A 17,447-nucleotide genomic window follows, 5' to 3' on the forward strand; every position below is an offset into this window, starting at 1 on the left:
CCGGGCGTACCAGGCCCGGGCGCACCAGAGAGTGGAACCACCCGTGAGCAAGGACAGCGTGCGCACGGCCGACGTCGCCACCCGCCCCGGGGCGGCCGCGACACCCGCGGACGCGGGCGACGCCGGCTACAGCAAGGACCTCAAGCACCGCCACGTCAACATGATCGCCATCGGCGGCGCCATCGGCACCGGCCTCTTCCTGGGCGCGGGAGGACGCCTGCACAGCGCGGGCCCGGCTCTCGCGCTCGCCTATCTGGTCTGCGGCGTCTTCGCCTTCTTCGTGGTCCGCGCCCTCGGCGAGCTGGTCCTGTACCGGCCCTCCTCGGGCTCCTTCGTGTCGTACGCGCGCGAGTTCCTCGGCGAGAAGGGGGCGTACGTCGCCGGCTGGATGTACTTCCTGAACTGGTCCACGACCGGCATCGCCGACATCACCGCGATCGCGCTGTACACGCACTACTGGAGCATGTTCACGAGCATCCCCCAGTGGGTGCTCGCGCTCGTCGCGCTCACGGTGGTGCTGGCGGTGAACCTGATCTCGGTGAAGATCTTCGGCGAGATGGAGTTCTGGTTCGCGATCGTCAAGGTCGCCACCCTCGTCGCCTTCATGTGCGTCGGCATCTTCCTGCTCGCCACCAGGCACGAGGTGGGCGGCCAGACGCCCGGCCCCGGCGTGATCACGGACCACGGCGGCCTCCTCCCGCACGGCGCCATGCCCGTCGTCCTCGTCATGCAGGGCGTGATCTTCGCCTACGCGGCGCTGGAACTGGTCGGCGTCGCCGCGGGCGAGACCGCCGAGCCGGAGAAGGTGGTCCCGCGCGCGGTGAACTCCATCATGTGGCGCGTCGGCCTGTTCTACGTGGGCTCGGTCGTCCTGCTCGCCCTGCTGCTGCCCGGCTCGCTCTACTCGGCCGACGAGAGCCCCTTCGTCACCGTCCTGTCGAAGGTCGGCGTCTCCGGTGCGGGCGACGTGATGAACCTCGTGGTCCTGACGGCCGCCATGTCCTCCCTGAACTCCGGCCTGTACTCCACCGGCCGCATCCTGCGCTCCATGGCCATGGCGGGCTCGGCGCCCCGGTTCACCGCCCGCATGAACCGCAGCCAGGTCCCCTACGGCGGCATCCTGCTGACCTGCGCGGTGTGCGTCCTCGGCGTCGCCCTGAACTTCCTCGTGCCCAGCCAGGCCTTCGAGATCGTGCTGAACATCGCCTCCCTCGGCATCATCAGCACCTGGGTGATCATCATGGTCTGCCACCTCGTCTTCGTCCGCCGCGCGCGGGCCGGGCTGGTGCGGCGGCCCTCCTTCCGCCTGCCGGGCAGCCCGGTCACGGAGAGCGTCACGATCGTCTTCCTGGTCGCCGTCCTCGGCCTGATGTGGAACGACCCCGAGGTCGGCCGCAGGACGCTGCTGCTGATCCCGCTCGTCGCGGCCGCGCTCGTCGCCGGCTGGTTCGCGGTCCGCGACCGCGTGTCCAGGGCGACGGACGCCGAACTCACCGACCTGACGAAGTAGTTCCGGGCCACCGAGGCGATGTCAGTGGCACCGCCTACGGTGGCGTCATGTCGGAGATCGCGTAGGTCCGGGGTGACGCCACCGTTGCGACGGTGAAGGGCGTCAAGGTGATCGCCCACGTCTGCAACGACAGCGGGGGCTGGGGCAAGGGGTTCGTCCTGGCCCTGTCGAGGCGCTGGCCCGAACCCGAGGCGGCCTACCGCGCCTGGCACCGGGGCCGCGCGTCCAACGACTTCGGCCTGGGCGCGCTCCAGACCGTCCAGGTGGAGCGGGACGTGTGGGTCGCCAACATGGTCGGCCAGCACGGGGTCCGCAGGGGAGGCAACGGCGTCCCCGTGCGCTACGACGCCATCGACGCGGCCCTGGCACGTTCAGGGCCTGTCGTTCGGATCACCGCGCAGACGCGAGGGCCGGCACGCACGTCTGCGGCGTTGTCGTCGGTTGCCGACGCTCCGCGTCGACGCCCTCCTCCGCCTTGCAACCGCGCGCACCAGCCCCCGCTCACCGGCATCGACAAGCCCCGCCGACACTCTGCACGCCGATCCAAACGACAGTCCCTCGCCCACCATGCCCTGGACCTGCACGCGTCGGTGCACATGCCACGGATAGGCTGCGGCCTGGCCGGGGGCGAGTGGTGCCGGGTCGAGCCGCTCGTCACCGGGCGGCTCGCGGCGCGGGGCGTCGCGGTGACGGTGTACGACCACGGGGAGGGATGACGCACATGCGCGCGGAGATCGACGGGGACGCCGAGAAGGACGTCGACGTCCTGGTCCTGGGCGGGGCCGGCGTGGACACCATCGTGTACGTGCCGGAGCTGCCGCTGCCCTACGCCGACAGCTACATGATCGACAGCGGTATCCGCGCCCGCGCCGGGCAGACCGGTGACTTCGTCGCCCTGGGCCTGTCCGCCCTCGGCCTGCGCACCCACCACCTTGACTTCCTCGGCGACGACCCCGAGGGCGACCTCGTGCGCGCCCTCCACCGGGACCGGGGCATCGCCCTCACCGCGCTCCCGCAGCCCGCCGGCACCAAGCGGGCGGTCAACCTGGTGAGCCCGGACGGGCGGCGGCTCTCCCTGTACGACAACAGCCGCGGCCGCCCGGACGACCGCTTCCCCGAGGCCACGCTGCGCGCCCTGGCCGCGGTGAGCCGCCACGCGCACGTGTCCATCACCCATCCCTGCGCCGACGCCCTCCCCGTGCTCCGCGAGGCGGGCGTGGGCATCTCCACCGACCTGCACAACTGGGACGGCGAGAACCCCTACCACGAGCCCTTCGCCCACGCGGCGGACGTCGTCTTCGTCTCCGTCACCGCGCTGCGCGACCCGCACGCGACCATGCGCGCGATCGCCGAGCGCGGCCGGGCCGAGGCGGTCGTCGCCACGGCCGGCGCGGAGGGGGCGTATCTGCTGGCCGACGGCGAGCTGACCCACATACCCGCCGTCACCCCGCCCGCGCCGGTGGTCGACTCCAACGGCGCGGGCGACGCCTTCGCGTCCGCCTTCCTCTTCGGCCGTCTCAGCGGCGAACCGCCCCGCCGGTGCGCCGAGTTCGGCGCCCTGGCGGGGGCGTACGCCTGCACGGTCCCGGCCACGCAGAGCACCGCCCTGTCGCGATCCGCACTCCTGGCGGCGGCCGCCGCCTAAGGGGAACGGCCGGGTCGGAGGGCCGGGCTCAGCGGGTGTGGACGCCGTTCGTCGCGGCGATCTTCTTCCAGGACCTCGGCGCCGCGGGCACGGCCGCAGGCAGCGCGGTCGACGCGGTGCGCGCCGCGGGCGCCTGGGGCTTGACCGGCTGGAAGAGCCAGGCGTCGAACAGCGCGTCCAGCCGCTTGCCGGAGACCCGCTCGGCGTACTGCCGGAAGTCGGCGACGGTCGCGTTGCCGTACGCGTGCTGCCGGGGCCAGCCCTTGAGGACGGTGAAGAAGGCGTCGTCGCCGATCGCGTTGCGCAGCGCCTGCACGGCCAGCGCGCCCCGGTCGTACACGGCGGCGTCGAACTGGTTCTCCGGGCCCGGATCGCCCGGCCGCACCGTCCAGAACGCGTCGCCGGCCGGGTGCGAGGCGTAGACGTAGTCGGCCAGCTCCTGCGCGGTGCCCTCGTCCTCGTGCTCGGACCACAGCCACTGCGCGTACCGCGCGAAGCCCTCGTTCAGCCAGATGTCCTTCCAGCCCGCCACGGACACGAAGTCCCCGTACCACTGGTGGGCCAGCTCGTGCACCACCACGGAGGTGTTCGAGCCGGACGCGAACTGCCGCGGGCTGTAGTAGGGCCGGGTCTGCGTCTCCAGCGCGTAGCCGGTGGTCGTGTCCGGCACGTATCCGCCGAGCGCCTCGAAGGGGTACGGACCGAAGAAGCCGCTGAGCCAGTCGGCGATCTCCCCGGTCCGCTCGACGCTCGCCCGCGCCGCGCCCGCGTCGTCGCCCAGAGCCGTGCTGTAGGCGTTGACGACCGGGATGCCGCTCTCGGTCGTGCCGGTCGTGATGTCGAACCGGCCGACCGCGAGCGTGGCGAGATAGGTGGCCTGCGGCTTGGCCGAGCGCCAGTTGTAGCGGGTCCAGCCGGCCCGTGAACTCGTGGACCGGAGTGTGCCGTTGGAGACGGCCTGGGTGCCGTCCGGCACCTGGACCGACACGTCGAAGGTGGCCTTGTCGAGCGGGTGGTCGTTGCCGGGGAACCACCACCAGGCCGACTCGGGCTCGTTCGCGCCGACCCCGCCGTCCGGGGTGCGGTGCCAGCTGGTGAAGCCGTACGCCTGCTTCGACGAGGGGATGCCCTTGTAGCGCACCACGACGGTCATCGCGGCGCCCTTGGGCAGGGCCTTCCTCGGCGTGATCTGCAGCTCGTGCTCGCCCGACGTGGCGAACTCCGCCCGCACGCCGTCGACCCGCACCTCGCTGACGTCGAGCAGGAAGTCCAGGTCGAAGCGCGACAGATCCTGCGTGGTCGTCGCGAGGAGGGTCGCCGTCCCCTCCAACTCGTCCGTGGCGGGCTGGTACTTCAGCCGCAGGTCGTAGTGGGAGACGTCGTAGCCGCCGTTGCCGTAGGCCGGGTAGTAGGGGTCGCCGATGCCGGGGGCGCCGGGGGAGGAGTCCGCGGCCGACGCCGGGATCGCCAGCAGGAGGGACGCGGCGGCCAGTGCGCCGGGCGCGAGGATGCTGCGCTGCACGAAAGCTCCAAGTCGTGGGGGCGGGAGGTCTTCCGGGAGCCTAGGAACTCCCGTGCCCCAGGACCTGCCCATCGCCACCCCCGTCACACGATTGCCATTCGGCCGTCACACGGGAACCGGCCCGCACGGACGGGTTCCGGCCACCCCGGTCCCCCCGGCCCTCGACGGGCGTCATGTGCCCCCTTCTGCACGGGAGTTGACGCGAGTACCGTCCCGCGCATGCCGACACGCATGCGCTTCACGACCTGGAGACCGCTCGCGACCGCCGTCATCACCCTCCTGGTGGCCGCCTTCCTCACCCCGGCGGCGGCCCACGGCTCCCCACGCGAGAGCCGGCCCGTCTACTCCTACGCGAACGCCGTACGCGAAGCCGTCTGGGTCGACACCGGGCTCGACGCCGACGGCGACGGCCGCACGGACCGGGTCGCCGCGGACATCGTCCGCCCCCGCGAACCCGCCGCGCGGGGCCGCAAGGTGCCCGTCATCATGGACGCGAGCCCCTACTACTCCTGCTGCGGGCGGGGCAACGAGGGGCAGCTCAAGACGTACGACGCGGCCGGGAACATCGTCCGGATGCCGCTGTTCTACGACAACTACTTCGTCCCGCGCGGCTACGCCGTCGTCGGCGTCGACCTGGCCGGCACCGGCCGCTCCGACGGCTGCGAGGACGTGGGAGGCCGCTTCGAGGTGCGGTCCGCCAAGGCCGTCGTCGACTGGCTCAACGGACGTGCCAGGGCCTACACCGCCCGCACCGGGGGCAAGGCCGTCAGGGCGAGCTGGACCGACGGGGCGACCGGCATGATCGGCAAGAGCTGGGACGGCACCATCGCCAACGCCGTCGCCGCCACCGGCGTCCGGGGCCTGCGCACGATCGTCCCGATCAGCGCCATCTCCTCCTGGTACGACTACTACTTCTCCCAGGGCGCGCCGCTGTACGACTCCGGCCCCGACGCCCTCGCCGACTACGTCACCTCCGCCGGCGCGCGCACCCGGTGCGCAGCCGTGCAGCGCCGCCTCGTCGACGAAGCCCCGCGCACCGGCGACCGGACGCCGCTGTGGACCGAGCGCGACTACGTCAAGGACGCGCGCAAGGTGAGGGCCAGCGTCTTCCTCGTCCACGGGATGCAGGACCTCAACGTCCGCACCAAGCACGTCGGACGGTGGTGGGACGCCCTCGCGAAGAACGGCGTGCACCGCAAGATCTGGCTCTCCCAGACGGGCCACGTCGACCCCTTCGACTTCCGCCGCGCCGCCTGGGTCGACACCCTGCACCGCTGGTTCGACCACGAACTCCTCGGCTACGACAACGGCGTCGACCGCGAGCCCATGGCCGACGTGGAACGCCACCCCGACCAGTGGGTCACCTCGACGGCGTGGCCGCCGCACGGCACCCGGACCGCGACCCTGCGCCCGGCCGCCGGTGAACTGCCCGGCGTGGGAACCCTCGGCCTGCGCGCGGGCACGGGCAGCGCGGCCTTCACCGACGACCCGCGGCACGACGAGACCGACTGGGCCGCACGGATCGACACGCCGACCCCGGACAAGGCCGGCTTCGTCACCGGCGCCCTCACCCGCCCGCTGCGGCTGGCCGGCTCCTCCGAGGTCACCGTCACCGCCACGCCCACCACGGCGACGGCCCACCTGAGCGCCGTCCTCGTCGACCTCGGCCCCGACACCGTCCGGGACTACGCGGCGAGCGGTGAGGGCATCACGACGCTCACCGACCGCACCTGCTGGGGCGAGAGCACCGAGGGCGACAGCGCCTGCTTCAAGGAGACGAAGGCCAGGACGGCCGACGTGGGCGCCACCGTCGTCAGCCGGGGCTGGGCCGACCTCGGCACCTACGCCGACCCCGGCAGGGGCGTGCCGCTCACCCCGGGACGGGCGTACACGATCACCCTCGGCCTCGCGGCCACCGACCACGTCGTCCCGGCCGGCCACCGCCTCGCGCTGATCGTGGCGGGCACCGACAAGGACCTCATCGACCCGCCCGCCGACACCCCGACGCTCACCGTGGACCTGTCCCGCACCTCGGCCCGGGTCCCGTTCGTCGGCGGCGCGAAGGCGTTCGCCGCCGCGACCACCGGCACACACCCGACCACCGCCCCCTCGCACCCCGCCCCACCGGCGGGCGGAGGCGCCCCGAAGCACGGGCTACGCATCCCCTGACGGGCGGCCCCGATCCGGCCGGGCCGATGCCGGCCGGGCTGATGGCGGACCGGGGCGATGACCGCCGGGCCGAGTGCCCCTGCCCGCGGCGCCCCGCGGCGGGACCCGCGCCCGTGACGGGTCAGCAGGAGGCGGCTGCCAGCGCGGCCGCCTCCTCGGCGCAGCCCCAGGCGACGGTCACCCCGGCTCCGCCGTGCCCGTAGTGGTGGACGACCGTGCGCCCGTCCGCGAGAGCCTCCCGCTCCAGCCGTACGGCGGGCCGGACCGGCCGCAGACCCACCCGGTGCTCCAGGATCCGCGCCCCCGCCACTTCGGGCCGCAGCTCCGCGCACCGCCGCACGATCGCCTCCGCCCGGGCGGGATCCGGTTCCAGGGAGCCGACGCCGTCCTCGGACGTGCCGCCCAGCAGGAGCCGTCCCGGCTGCGGGAAGAGGTAGGTCGGCTCCCCGGCCGCGGTGGCCGACACGAGCCAGGTGTCCACCCCCGGGTTCTCCACCACGACGAGCTGTCCGCGCACCGGCCGCAGTGACGTGTCGCCGACCAGCTCGCGGGCGCCGAGCCCGGTGCAGTTGACGACGACCGCCGCGTCCACCGCCGCCAGATCCCGCACGGTGCGCTCCTCGACCGTGCCGCCCGCCCGCAGCAGCCGCGCCCGCAGCCACGGCAGATGGACCGCCATGTCGATCAGCGGCAGCCGCGCCCACACGGCGTCGCGGGCCGGGTGCTCCAGGGCGGTGGCCCGGCGCAGCCCGGGCAGCCGGCCGGCCGCCCAGCCCTCGACGGCCGCCGGGTCCGTGCCGCCCATGGCTCCCTCGACCAGCCGCACCCCGGTCTCACCGGGCCGCTCGGCCAGCTCCCGGTACACCTCCAGCGACCGCAGCGCCCACGCGCGGGCCGCCGTCTTGGGTTCAATGTGGTACGGCCACCACAGCGCGCCCGCGACGGCGGACGTGGTCCGCTCGGCGGGGTCCCGCGTCCACACCCGCACCCGCAGCCCGCGCTCGGCCAGGACGACGGCCGTGGCCAGCCCGACGACCCCGCTCCCGACGACGACGATCCCGTTCTCCTGAATGTCCACGCGGCGACGGTAACCGGCCCGGCCCCGGGCCGCGGCGGCCGGGGGAAGCCCCGGAGGCCGGGGGCGGCGCACGCCGACTAGGATCTACCGTCTGATGACTGCCACCCTCGTCGCCAAGAACCTCGCCGCCGGGCACGGCGACCGCTCCCTCTTCTCCGGGCTCGACCTCGTCGTCGCCCCCGGAGACGTGATCGGGCTGGTCGGAGCCAACGGCGCGGGCAAGTCCACCCTGCTCTCGCTGCTCGCCGGTCTCACCGCGCCGGAGGAGGGCGAGCTGCGCCTGTCCCCGCCGACCGCGTCCGTCGGCCATCTGCCGCAGGAGCCCGAACGCCGGCCCGGCGAGAGCGTGCGGGAGTTCCTCGCGCGCCGCACCGGCGTCGCCGACGCCCAGCGCACGATGGACGAGGCCACCCAGGCCCTGGTCGACGGCGCTCCCGGCGCCGACGACGCCTACGCGACGAGCCTGGAGCGCTGGCTCGGCCTCGGCGGCGCCGACCTCGACGAGCGGGCCGAGGAGGTGGCGGACTCGCTCGGCCTGGGCGTGGACCTCGACCAGCCGATGACCTCGCTGTCCGGCGGTCAGGCCGCCCGCGCGGGCCTGGCCTCCCTCCTGCTGTCCCGCTACGACGTCTTCCTCCTCGACGAGCCGACCAACGACCTCGACCTCGACGGACTGGAGCGCCTCGAACGCTTCGTGACCGGCCTGCGCGCCGGCACGGTCGTCGTCAGCCACGACCGCGAGTTCCTCACCCGCACGGTCACCAAGGTCCTCGAACTCGACCTCGCCCAACAGCAGATCAACCTCTACGGCGGCGGCTACGACGCCTACCTGGAGGAGCGCGACGTGGCCCGCAGGCACGCCCGCGAGGACTACGAGGAGTACGCCGACAAGAAGACCTCGTTGCAGGAGCGCGCGCAGACCCAGCGCTCCTGGATGGACAAGGGCGTCAAGAACGCGCGCCGCAAGGCGTCCAACGACAACGACAAGATCGGCCGCAAGTTCCGCAGCGAGGCCAGCGAGAAGCAGGCGGCGAAGGCCCGGCAGACGCAGCGCATGATCGAGCGCCTGGAGGTCGTCGACGAGCCGCGCAAGGAGTGGGAGCTGCGCATGGAGATCGCGGCCGCTCCGCGCTCCGGCGCGGTCGTGGCCACCCTGCGCGACGCGCAGGTGCGGCGCGGCGACTTCCGGTTCGGGCCGGTGACGCTCCAGATCGACTGGGCCGACCGGGTCGCGGTGACCGGCGCGAACGGCGCGGGCAAGTCGACCCTGCTCGGCGCGCTCCTCGGCCGGATCCCGCTGGACGCCGGACACGCGGCCGTGGGCTCGGGCGTCCTGGTCGGCGAGGTCGACCAGGCGCGGCGCTCGTTCCACGGCCCGGAGGCGCTGCTGGACGCGTTCCGCGCCGCCGTCCCCGACACCGAGCCGGCCGAGGTGCGCACCCTGCTGGCCAAGTTCGGCCTGAAGTCGGAGCACGTCATGCGCCCGGCGGTCACCCTGTCGCCCGGCGAACGCACCCGCGCCGCCCTCGCGCTGCTCCAGGGCCGGGGCGTCAACCTCCTCGTCCTCGACGAGCCGACGAACCATCTCGACCTGCCGGCCATCGAACAGCTGGAGTCCGCCCTCGACGCCTACGAGGGCACGCTGCTGCTGGTCACCCACGACCGGCGGATGCTGGACGCCGTCCACGTCACGCGCCGGCTGGAGGTCGCCGGCGGCACGGTCACCGAGCGCTAGGGATTCTCCCCCGGCTCGCGGGGGAGGAGCCGGGTCGCCAGGCCGGGGTAGTCGAGGACGTATCCGTCCGGGTCGAAGGCGATGTCGCTGCGGAAGCCGCCGGACGCGAAGCGCACCAGGGCACCGCCCCGCGCGTGCGCGCCGAGGTGCGTGTACGTCTGCCAGGACGGCCGCACGGTCAGCGCGGGCACCGACACCCAGGCCATCAGGAACCGGCGTTCGCCCGGACGCCGGTGCAGCCCGTGCCGCAGCACCGGCATGGTGTTGGTGAGCGGGCACAGGCCGAGATCGCAGTCGACGGCCGCCCCGAAGCCGGGCAGACGCTCCCCGTCGGCGCTCCAGCCGCCCCGTCCGTCGCGGCGCAGGTCGAGGGAGCGGGTGCGTTCGGCCGTCTCGACGGTGACCCGCAGACGGCGCGTCACGAAGCCGTCCGCGGTGTCGAGTTCGTAGGACACCCAGTACGGCCGCGGCGTCGTGCCGACGGCCCGCCCGCGCGCCCGCAGCGCGCCGTCGTCCGTCTCGCTCCACGCGGTCTCGTACCCGCCGCTCGCCGACACGCTCCAACTGAGGACCCGCGAAGCTCGCATACCGTCACTGTACGAGCGGCCCGGCCCCCCGGCGTGTGCGCCGGGGGGCCGGGCCGTCCTGTCATCGCGTGCTCAGCCGCGGCCCTTCTTCGGGTCGAGCAGGCCCGCCTTGCGCAGGGCGTCGGCCATCGCGCTGTTCGCCGGCGGCGCGGCGGCCTGCCGTGAGCCGCCGCCGCGCTGTCCGCCGGCCTGCTGTCCGCCGCCCTGCTGTCCGCCGCCGCGCTGTCCGCCGGCCTGCTGCGGCCGCCGGCGCTGCTGGGGCGGACGGCCCCCGCCGCCTTCGCGCTGCTGCCGTCCGCCGCCGGAGGCCCGGCCCTGCTCGCCGGGGGCGGCCGCCTCGTCGTCCAGGCGGAGCGTCAGGGAGATCCGCTTGCGCGGGATGTCCACGTCGAGGACCTTCACCTTGACGATGTCACCCGGCTTGACGACCTCGCGCGGATCCTTGACGAACGTCTTCGACAGGGCGGAGACGTGCGCCAGGCCGTCCTGGTGGACGCCGACGTCGATGAACGCGCCGAAGGCCGCCACGTTGGTGACGACGCCCTCCAGCACCATCCCGGGGGCCAGGTCGGAGATCTTCTCCACGCCGTCCTTGAAGACCGCGGTCTTGAACGCCGGCCGCGGGTCGCGTCCGGGCTTCTCCAGCTCCTTGAGGATGTCGGTGACGGTCGGCAGACCGAACGTCTCGTCGACGAAGTCCGTCGGCCGCAGCGAGCGCAGCACCGCCGTGTTGCCCACCAGCGACGCCACCTCCTGCCCGGCCGTCTTCACCATGCGGCGCACCACCGGGTAGGCCTCCGGGTGCACGCTGGAGGCGTCCAGCGGGTCGGAGCCGCCGCGGATGCGCAGGAAGCCCGCGCACTGCTCGTAGGCCTTGGGGCCGAGCCGCGGCACCTTCTTCAGCTCCGTGCGGGACGTGAACGGCCCGTTGGCGTCCCGGTGCGCCACGATGTTCTCCGCGAGCCCGGAGGTGATGCCGGAGACCCGGGCGAGCAGCGGCGCGGAGGCCGTGTTGACGTCGACGCCCACGCCGTTCACGCAGTCCTCCACCACCGCGTCCAGCGAACGCGACAGCTTCACCTCGGACAGGTCGTGCTGGTACTGGCCGACGCCGATCGACTTCGGGTCGATCTTCACCAGCTCGGCCAGCGGGTCCTGGAGCCGGCGCGCGATCGAGACGGCGCCGCGCAGCGAGACGTCCATGTCCGGCAGCTCCTGCGAGGCGAACGCGGAGGCCGAGTACACGGAGGCGCCGGCCTCCGACACCATCACCTTGGTGAGCCGCAGGTCCGGGTGCCTGGCGATCAGCTCGGCGGCGAGCCGGTCGGTCTCGCGGGACGCGGTGCCGTTGCCGATGGCGACCAGGTCGACCGCGTGCTCCTTCGCCAGCCGCGCCAGCTTGGCGATCGCCTCGTCCCACCTGTTCGCCGGGACGTGCGGATGGATCACGTCGGTGGCGACGACCTTGCCGGTCGCGTCGACGACGGCGACCTTCACGCCCGTGCGGAAGCCGGGGTCCAGGCCCAGCGTCGCGCGCGTGCCGGCCGGGGCGGCGAGCAGCAGGTCGCGCAGGTTGGCGGCGAAGACGTTCACTGCCTCGTCCTCGGCGGCCGTCCGCAGCCGCAGCCGCACGTCGAGGCCGAGGTGCACGAGGATGCGGGTGCGCCAGGCCCAGCGCACGGTGTCGGTGAGCCACTTGTCGCCCGGGCGGCCGCGGTCGGCGATGCCGAACCGGGCGGCGACGATGCCCTCGTAGGAGGACGGGCCGGGCTGCTCGGAGGGCTCCTCCGGCTCCAGGACGAGGTCGAGGACCTCCTCCTTCTCGCCGCGCAGCATGGCCAGGACCCGGTGGGAGGGCAGGGCGGTGAACGGCTCGGCGAAGTCGAAGTAGTCGGCGAACTTCGCGCCCGCCTCCTCCTTGCCCTCGCGGACCTTGGCGGCCAGCCGCCCGCGGGTCCACATGCGCTCGCGCAGCTCGCCGATCAGGTCGGCGTCCTCCGAGAACCGCTCGGTCAGGATCGCCCGCGCGCCGTCCAGCGCCGCCTGCGCGTCGGCGACGCCCTTGCCGGCGTCGACGAACGCGGCGGCCGCCGCGAGCGGATCGACCGCAGGGTCGCCGAGCAGGCCCTGCGCGAGCGGTTCGAGGCCCGCCTCCCGCGCGATCTGCGCCTTGGTGCGCCGCTTGGGCTTGTACGGCAGGTAGACGTCCTCCAGGCGCGCCTTGGTCTCGGCGCCCCGGATCTGCGCCTCCAGCGCGTCGGTGAGCTTGCCCTGCTCGCGCACCGACTCCAGGATCGCCGACCGCCGCTCCTCCAGTTCGCGCAGATAGCGCAGCCGCTCCTCGAGCGCGCGCAGCTGCGCGTCGTCGAGCATCTCGGTCGCTTCCTTGCGGTAGCGGGCGATGAAGGGCACCGTCGAGCCGCCGTCGAGCAGCTCCACGGCGGCCTTGACCTGCCGTTCCCGTACGCCGAGTTCTTCGGCGATCCTGCTTTCGATGGACCCTGATTCGATGGACCCGGGTGTCGTCACGATCCCGTACCGCCTTCTCCACTGAGGTTGCGCGGCAATTGTGGCAGGTGGCGCCGACATCCGGGGATCAGGGCGCGGCCGCCGGGTCGGGGGTCCGCCCACGCGGCGGCCGCGCTCCGGCGGGCCGGTTCAGCCCGTCGGGGACCAGGCGAAGCGCGGCTCCCGGCGCTCCAGGAACGCGGCGACGCCCTCCGCGGTGTCGCCGTTGCCGCGGGCCTGGGCGCTCCAGTGGGCGTCCCGGTCGGTGCGTCCGTCGGCGAACTCCTTGGCGGCGGCCTGCGTCAGCTGCGAGCGCGACACCAGCACGCGCGTGAACTCCGCGACGCGGTCGTCGAGTTCGTCGGCGGGCAGCACCTCGTCGACCAGTCCGGTGCGCAACGCCCGCTCCGCGTCGATCAACTCGCCGGAGAACAGGAGGTACTTGGCGGTGGCCGGTCCCACCAGGGACACCAGCCGCCGGGTGGCGGAGGACGGGTAGACGATCCCGAGCTTCGCGGGCGTCACCCCGAACAGCGCGTCCTGTTCGGCGAACCGCAGGTCGCACGCGGCGGCCAGCTGGGCGCCGCCGCCGACGCAGTGCCCGCGGACGGCCGCGAGCGTCGGCTTGGGGAACGCGGCGAGGGCGTCCTCGGCGCGCACGGCCAGCGTCTGGGCCTCCTGCGGCGAGCCCTGGAGCGTGCTGATGTCGGCGCCGGCGCAGAAGGTGCCGCCCGCGCCGGTCAGCACCAGCGCCCGTACGCCGGGGTCGGCGGCCAGGGTGTCCAGGAGCGGGGGCAGCGCCGCCCACATCGCGGCCGTCATGGCGTTGCGTTTCGCGGGATGGTGCAGGACGACGGTGGCGACCTGGTCGGTGACGCCGTGCAGCAGTTCGGGCTCCATGTCCGGGATGCTAACCACCCGCCCTCCCGCCGGGTCGAGGCGGTCCGCGCCGGGCCGTCGGCGCGGGCCGGGCGAAGCCGGGGGCGAAGCGGCCGAAAGGGAGGAGCGGCGTCGTCGAACCCGTACAACCCGAAGAGTGCGCGAAGGCGGCGCGGAGGGGACAGAAACGGTCCTGCGCCCGACGGTGTCCTTCTGATGGGGTCGGAAACGCTCATTAATCGCTGACTTCTGTTCAGTCCTGCGGCGGCGGGCGTCTCGTTCCCACACTCGACGTGTGGCGACAATCGAGCGCGAGGGCGGCGACCGGACGATGGACGATCACGGGCGCGGGCCCGACCCACGCCCAGCGGGCGGACCGGCCGCACCTACCGGACTTCCCAAGGAGGCCGAACCGCGACCGCTGCCCTACGAGGGCGTGTGGCGTTTCACCGCGGCCGCCGTGGACGCCTCCGTCCCCCAGGCGCGGCACGCCGTGCGCGACCTGCTGCACCGCCAGGGCGTGCCGATCACCGACGACCTGGCCCAGGGGGTGCTGCTGATCGTCTCCGAACTGGTGACCAACGCCGTGCGGCACGCGGCGGTGCTGTCGCCCACGCTGGCGGTGGAGATCGCCGTCGGAGCCGAGTGGGTCCGGGTCTCCGTCGAGGACAGCCACCCCTACCGTCCGACGGCCCTGGAGACCGACCACGGCCGCACGGGCGGCCGCGGACTGCTCCTCGTGCGGGAGATCACCAGGGAGGCGGGCGGGGCCTGCGACGTCGAGCACACGGCGAGCGGCGGCAAGGTGATCTGGGCCGCCCTGCCGCTCAGGCCGGTGCGGCTGCCCTGACCGTCACCAGCCGGCCGAGGGGCCGGTCAGCTCCCGGACGGCCGGCCGCGCGGCGTCCAGCACGGTCATGAACCAGGAGGAGAACGGGGCCTCGGCGTGCCGCTCGGCCAGTTCGGCGGCCGTGACGAAGGCCGTGTCGCCGACCTCCCGGGCGTCCGGCCGCAGCGGCGCCTGCACCAGCCCGACGAACAGGTGGTTGTACTCCTGCTCCACCAGCCCGGAGTCCGGGTCGGGGTGGTTGTAGCGGACGGTGCCGGCCTCGGCGAGCAGCGACGGGGAGACGCCCAGCTCCTCGAACGTGCGCCGCGCCGCCGCCGCGAACGGCGCCTCGCCGGGATAGGGATGACCGCAGCAGGTGTTCGACCACACGCCGGGGGAGTGGTACTTGCCGAGCGCCCGCTGCTGGAGCAGCAGCCTGCCGCGTTCGTCGAAGAGGAACACCGAGAAGGCGCGGTGCAGTTGTCCCGGCGGCTGGTGGGCGGCGAGCTTCTCCGCGGTGCCGATCGTGACGCCGTCCTCGTCGACCAGCTCCAGCAAGATCGCGTCAGCGGTGCCGTTCGACGAGTTGTGTGTCGCGGTGGCAGGTGTGATCGGCATACCCATCCTTAAGCATCGGTCCTCGCGTCCCCAGTCTGCCGTACGCGCCCGGCACTCCCGGCACTTCGCGCGAAGAGCGCGCATGTCCCGCGCGCGGCAGGAGACCCGGTAGCTGATCTTGCCCGCCCGCACGGCCGGGGAACCGCCAAGAACGCCTGTGCGGGTACGCGTGCGCGCCGCGCGGGCACGCTCAGTGACAGAGCCGGGCCTCGTGCTGCGCGTGTCCGACGGGCTCCAGCTGGAAGGTGCAGTGTTCCACGTCGAAGTGGTCGCCGAGGCAGCCCTGGAGCTCGTGCAGCATCTTCTCGTGGCCGATCGCGTCGAGCGCGTCCGAGGCCACCACCACGTGCGCCGACAGCACCGGCATCCCCGAGGTGATCGTCCAGGCGTGCAGGTCGTGGACGTCCCGCACCCCGTCCAGGGCCAGGATGTGGGACCGCACGTCGGCCATGTCGACGTCCTTGGGGGCCGACTCCAGCAGCACGTCGAGCGTCTCGCGCAGCAGCTTCACCGTCCTCGGCACGATCATCAGGCCGATGACGAGCGAGGCGACCGGGTCCGCGGCCCGCCAGCCGGTGGTGAGGATCACCACCGCCGAGATGATCACCGCCACCGAGCCGAGCGCGTCGGCGACCACCTCCAGGAACGCCCCGCGCACGTTCAGGCTCTCCGCCTGGCCGCGCATCAGCAGGGTGAGGGACACCATGTTCGCGACGAGGCCGATCGCGCCGAACCAGATCATCAGCCCGGCCTCGGTGGGCGCCGGGGTGAGGAACCGCTGCACCGCCTCGTACAGGACGTAGCCGCCCACCCCGAGCAGCAGCAGGCAGTTGGCGAGGGCGGCGAGGATCTCCGCGCGGGCCAGCCCGAAGGTGCGGTGGGTGCTCGGCGGCCGGTTGGCGAAGTGGATGGCGAGCAGCGCCATCCCGAGGCCCAGCGCGTCCGTCGCCATGTGCGCGGCGTCCGCGACCAGCGCGAGGGAGTCGGCAACCAGCCCGCCGACGATCTCGACCACCATGACGCCGATCGTGATCGACAGGGCGACCCGCAGCCTGCCTTGGTACGCCGCAGCGGCCGTGCCGGTGGCCGGCGCGTGCGCGTGGGTGTGGCCGTGGTCGTGCCCAGCCCCCATGGAAGCCGCCCCTTCGTGATCGGTCGTGTGCCGCCCGGGACCCCAGTGAACTACGGGTGGGGGGTATCGGGCAACGCGGTACCGAATACCGTTGTCATCTGCCCTGACCTGCGGAAACGATGCCCAGGTCAGGGCGTCGCGGGACGGTGCGCGCCGCCGGGCCTCAGGCGTGATGGAGCTGCCAGCCGCGCCAGGCCGAGTCGACCATCTCGCGCATGCCCCGCCGGGCCTTCCACCCCAGTTCCCGGGCCGCCAGCTCCGCCGAGGCCACCGCGCGCGGGGCGTCCCCGGGCCTGCGGCCCTCGACGACCGCGGGCCGGTCGTCGCCGGTGACCTCGCCGATGAGCGTGACCAGCTCGCGCACGGACACGCCCTCGCCGCGGCCGATGTTCACCGTGAGGTCGCCCGCCGCGTCCGGCGCGGACAGCCGCCGGGCCGCCGCGAGGTGCGCCTCGGCCAGATCGGCGACGTGGATGTAGTCGCGGACGCAGGTCCCGTCCGGGGTGTCGTAGTCGGCGCCGAAGATCCGCGGGGCCTCGTCGCGGGTGAGCCGGTCGAACACCATGGGGACGATGTTGAAGACGCCGGTGTCGGCGAGTTCGGGCGCCATGGCCCCGGCCACGTTGAAGTAGCGCAGGCACGTCGTCGCGATGCCGTGCGCCTGTCCGGCCGCCCGCACCAGCCATTCGCCGGCGAGCTTGGTCTCGCCGTAGGGGTTCACCGGCGCGCACGGGGTGTCCTCCGTGATGAGGTCCACATCGGGGTTGCCGTAGACGGCCGCGGAGGAGGAGAACAGGAACCGCCGCACACCGGCCGCGGCGACCACCTCGAGCAGGGCGGCCAGGCCGCCGACGTTGTCCCGGTAGTAGCGGGTGGGCCGCGCCACCGATTCGCCGACCTGCTTGTGCGCGGCCAGATGCACCACGCCCGTCACGGAGTGCTCGGCGAGGACCCGCTCGATCAGGCCGGTGTCGAGGGCCGAGCCCCGCACGAGGGTGACGTCCGCGCCGAGCCGCACGGCCGAGCCCGTGGACAGATCGTCCACCACGACGACGCGCTCGCCGGCCCCGGTCATCGACCGTGCCGTATGCGCCCCAATGTATCCGGCTCCGCCGGTGATCAGCCACGTCATGCCTGAAACCCTATGCCGACGCGTGCCGGCCGCGGCGGGGCGGGCTTTGTCGGCGATGTCGGCTCTGTGCGGCACGGTTTGTCCGACGGGCCGCCGATCACCG

Annotated in this window: 14 protein-coding genes; 6 read left to right on the forward strand and 8 right to left on the reverse strand. The window is 73.5% G+C overall.

Annotation, left to right across the window (positions count from 1 at the left end):
• The first annotated feature begins 43 nt into the window (after nucleotides 1-43).
• The 3 genes from OG802_RS29775 (at nucleotide 44) to OG802_RS29785 (ending at nucleotide 3,155) form a co-directional block, all read left to right on the forward strand.
• Nucleotides 44-1,510, forward strand: coding sequence for an amino acid permease (locus OG802_RS29775; RefSeq protein ID WP_329415416.1), 1,467 nt, complete (start codon nucleotides 44-46; stop codon nucleotides 1,508-1,510).
• Between the two features lie 92 nt (nucleotides 1,511-1,602).
• Entirely contained in the window at nucleotides 1,603-2,226 is a 624-nt protein-coding gene (locus tag OG802_RS29780; RefSeq protein ID WP_329415417.1) for a hypothetical protein, read from the forward strand.
• A 5-nt stretch (nucleotides 2,227-2,231) separates the two neighbouring features.
• Nucleotides 2,232-3,155 (forward strand): adenosine kinase, encoded by a 924-nt coding sequence (locus OG802_RS29785; RefSeq protein ID WP_329415420.1) that lies wholly within the window; start codon nucleotides 2,232-2,234, stop codon nucleotides 3,153-3,155.
• Between the two features lie 28 nt (nucleotides 3,156-3,183).
• On the opposite strand, the gene OG802_RS29790 is transcribed toward OG802_RS29785, so the two are convergent.
• The gene (locus OG802_RS29790) at nucleotides 3,184-4,677 is read right to left on the reverse strand and encodes a M1 family metallopeptidase (protein WP_329415421.1); all 1,494 of its coding nucleotides are present in this window, start codon (nucleotides 4,675-4,677) and stop codon (nucleotides 3,184-3,186) included.
• A 219-nt stretch (nucleotides 4,678-4,896) separates the two neighbouring features.
• On the opposite strand from OG802_RS29790, the gene OG802_RS29795 reads away from it, so the two are divergent.
• Nucleotides 4,897-6,846 carry a Xaa-Pro dipeptidyl-peptidase gene (locus OG802_RS29795; RefSeq protein ID WP_329415422.1) on the forward strand — a complete coding sequence of 650 codons (1,950 nt, stop codon included), beginning with the start codon at nucleotides 4,897-4,899 and terminating at the stop codon, nucleotides 6,844-6,846.
• A gap of 121 nt (nucleotides 6,847-6,967) precedes the next feature.
• On the opposite strand, the gene OG802_RS29800 is transcribed toward OG802_RS29795, so the two are convergent.
• Entirely contained in the window at nucleotides 6,968-7,924 is a 957-nt protein-coding gene (locus OG802_RS29800; protein WP_329415424.1) for an FAD-dependent oxidoreductase, read from the reverse strand.
• 94 nt (nucleotides 7,925-8,018) lie between these two features.
• On the opposite strand from OG802_RS29800, the gene OG802_RS29805 reads away from it, so the two are divergent.
• The gene (locus OG802_RS29805) at nucleotides 8,019-9,659 is read left to right on the forward strand and encodes an ABC-F family ATP-binding cassette domain-containing protein (protein ID WP_329415426.1); all 1,641 of its coding nucleotides are present in this window, start codon (nucleotides 8,019-8,021) and stop codon (nucleotides 9,657-9,659) included.
• Here OG802_RS29805 and OG802_RS29810 read toward each other — a convergent pair.
• From OG802_RS29810 to OG802_RS29820, 3 genes are all read right to left on the reverse strand, one after another.
• Complete coding sequence (locus tag OG802_RS29810; protein ID WP_329415427.1) at nucleotides 9,656-10,246, reverse strand: putative glycolipid-binding domain-containing protein; 591 nt, start codon at nucleotides 10,244-10,246, stop codon at nucleotides 9,656-9,658. The genes OG802_RS29805 and OG802_RS29810 overlap by 4 nt on opposite strands.
• 72 nt (nucleotides 10,247-10,318) lie before the next feature.
• Entirely contained in the window at nucleotides 10,319-12,775 is a 2,457-nt protein-coding gene (locus tag OG802_RS29815) for a Tex family protein (protein ID WP_329415429.1), read from the reverse strand.
• A gap of 129 nt (nucleotides 12,776-12,904) precedes the next feature.
• A complete protein-coding gene (locus OG802_RS29820) occupies nucleotides 12,905-13,654 on the reverse strand; it encodes an enoyl-CoA hydratase/isomerase family protein (RefSeq protein WP_329415431.1) in 750 nt (249 codons plus the stop codon).
• A 310-nt stretch (nucleotides 13,655-13,964) separates the two neighbouring features.
• Between OG802_RS29820 and OG802_RS29825 the strand changes: the two genes are divergently transcribed.
• Entirely contained in the window at nucleotides 13,965-14,483 is a 519-nt protein-coding gene (locus OG802_RS29825; protein ID WP_329417522.1) for an ATP-binding protein, read from the forward strand.
• A gap of 3 nt (nucleotides 14,484-14,486) precedes the next feature.
• On the opposite strand, the gene idi is transcribed toward OG802_RS29825, so the two are convergent.
• From idi to galE, 3 genes are all read right to left on the reverse strand, one after another.
• Nucleotides 14,487-15,080: an isopentenyl-diphosphate Delta-isomerase gene (gene idi / locus OG802_RS29830; RefSeq protein ID WP_329415433.1), complete on the reverse strand. Its 594-nt coding sequence runs from the start codon at nucleotides 15,078-15,080 to the stop codon at nucleotides 14,487-14,489.
• A 190-nt stretch (nucleotides 15,081-15,270) separates the two neighbouring features.
• Nucleotides 15,271-16,212 carry a cation diffusion facilitator family transporter gene (locus tag OG802_RS29835; RefSeq protein ID WP_329415435.1) on the reverse strand — a complete coding sequence of 314 codons (942 nt, stop codon included), beginning with the start codon at nucleotides 16,210-16,212 and terminating at the stop codon, nucleotides 15,271-15,273.
• Between the two features lie 163 nt (nucleotides 16,213-16,375).
• Nucleotides 16,376-17,344: a UDP-glucose 4-epimerase GalE gene (gene galE, locus OG802_RS29840; RefSeq protein WP_329415437.1), complete on the reverse strand. Its 969-nt coding sequence runs from the start codon at nucleotides 17,342-17,344 to the stop codon at nucleotides 16,376-16,378.
• Between the last annotated feature and the right edge of the window lie 103 nt (nucleotides 17,345-17,447).

Source organism: Streptomyces sp. NBC_00704, from assembly GCF_036226605.1.
Taxonomy (GTDB): Bacteria; Actinomycetota; Actinomycetes; order Streptomycetales; family Streptomycetaceae; genus Streptomyces.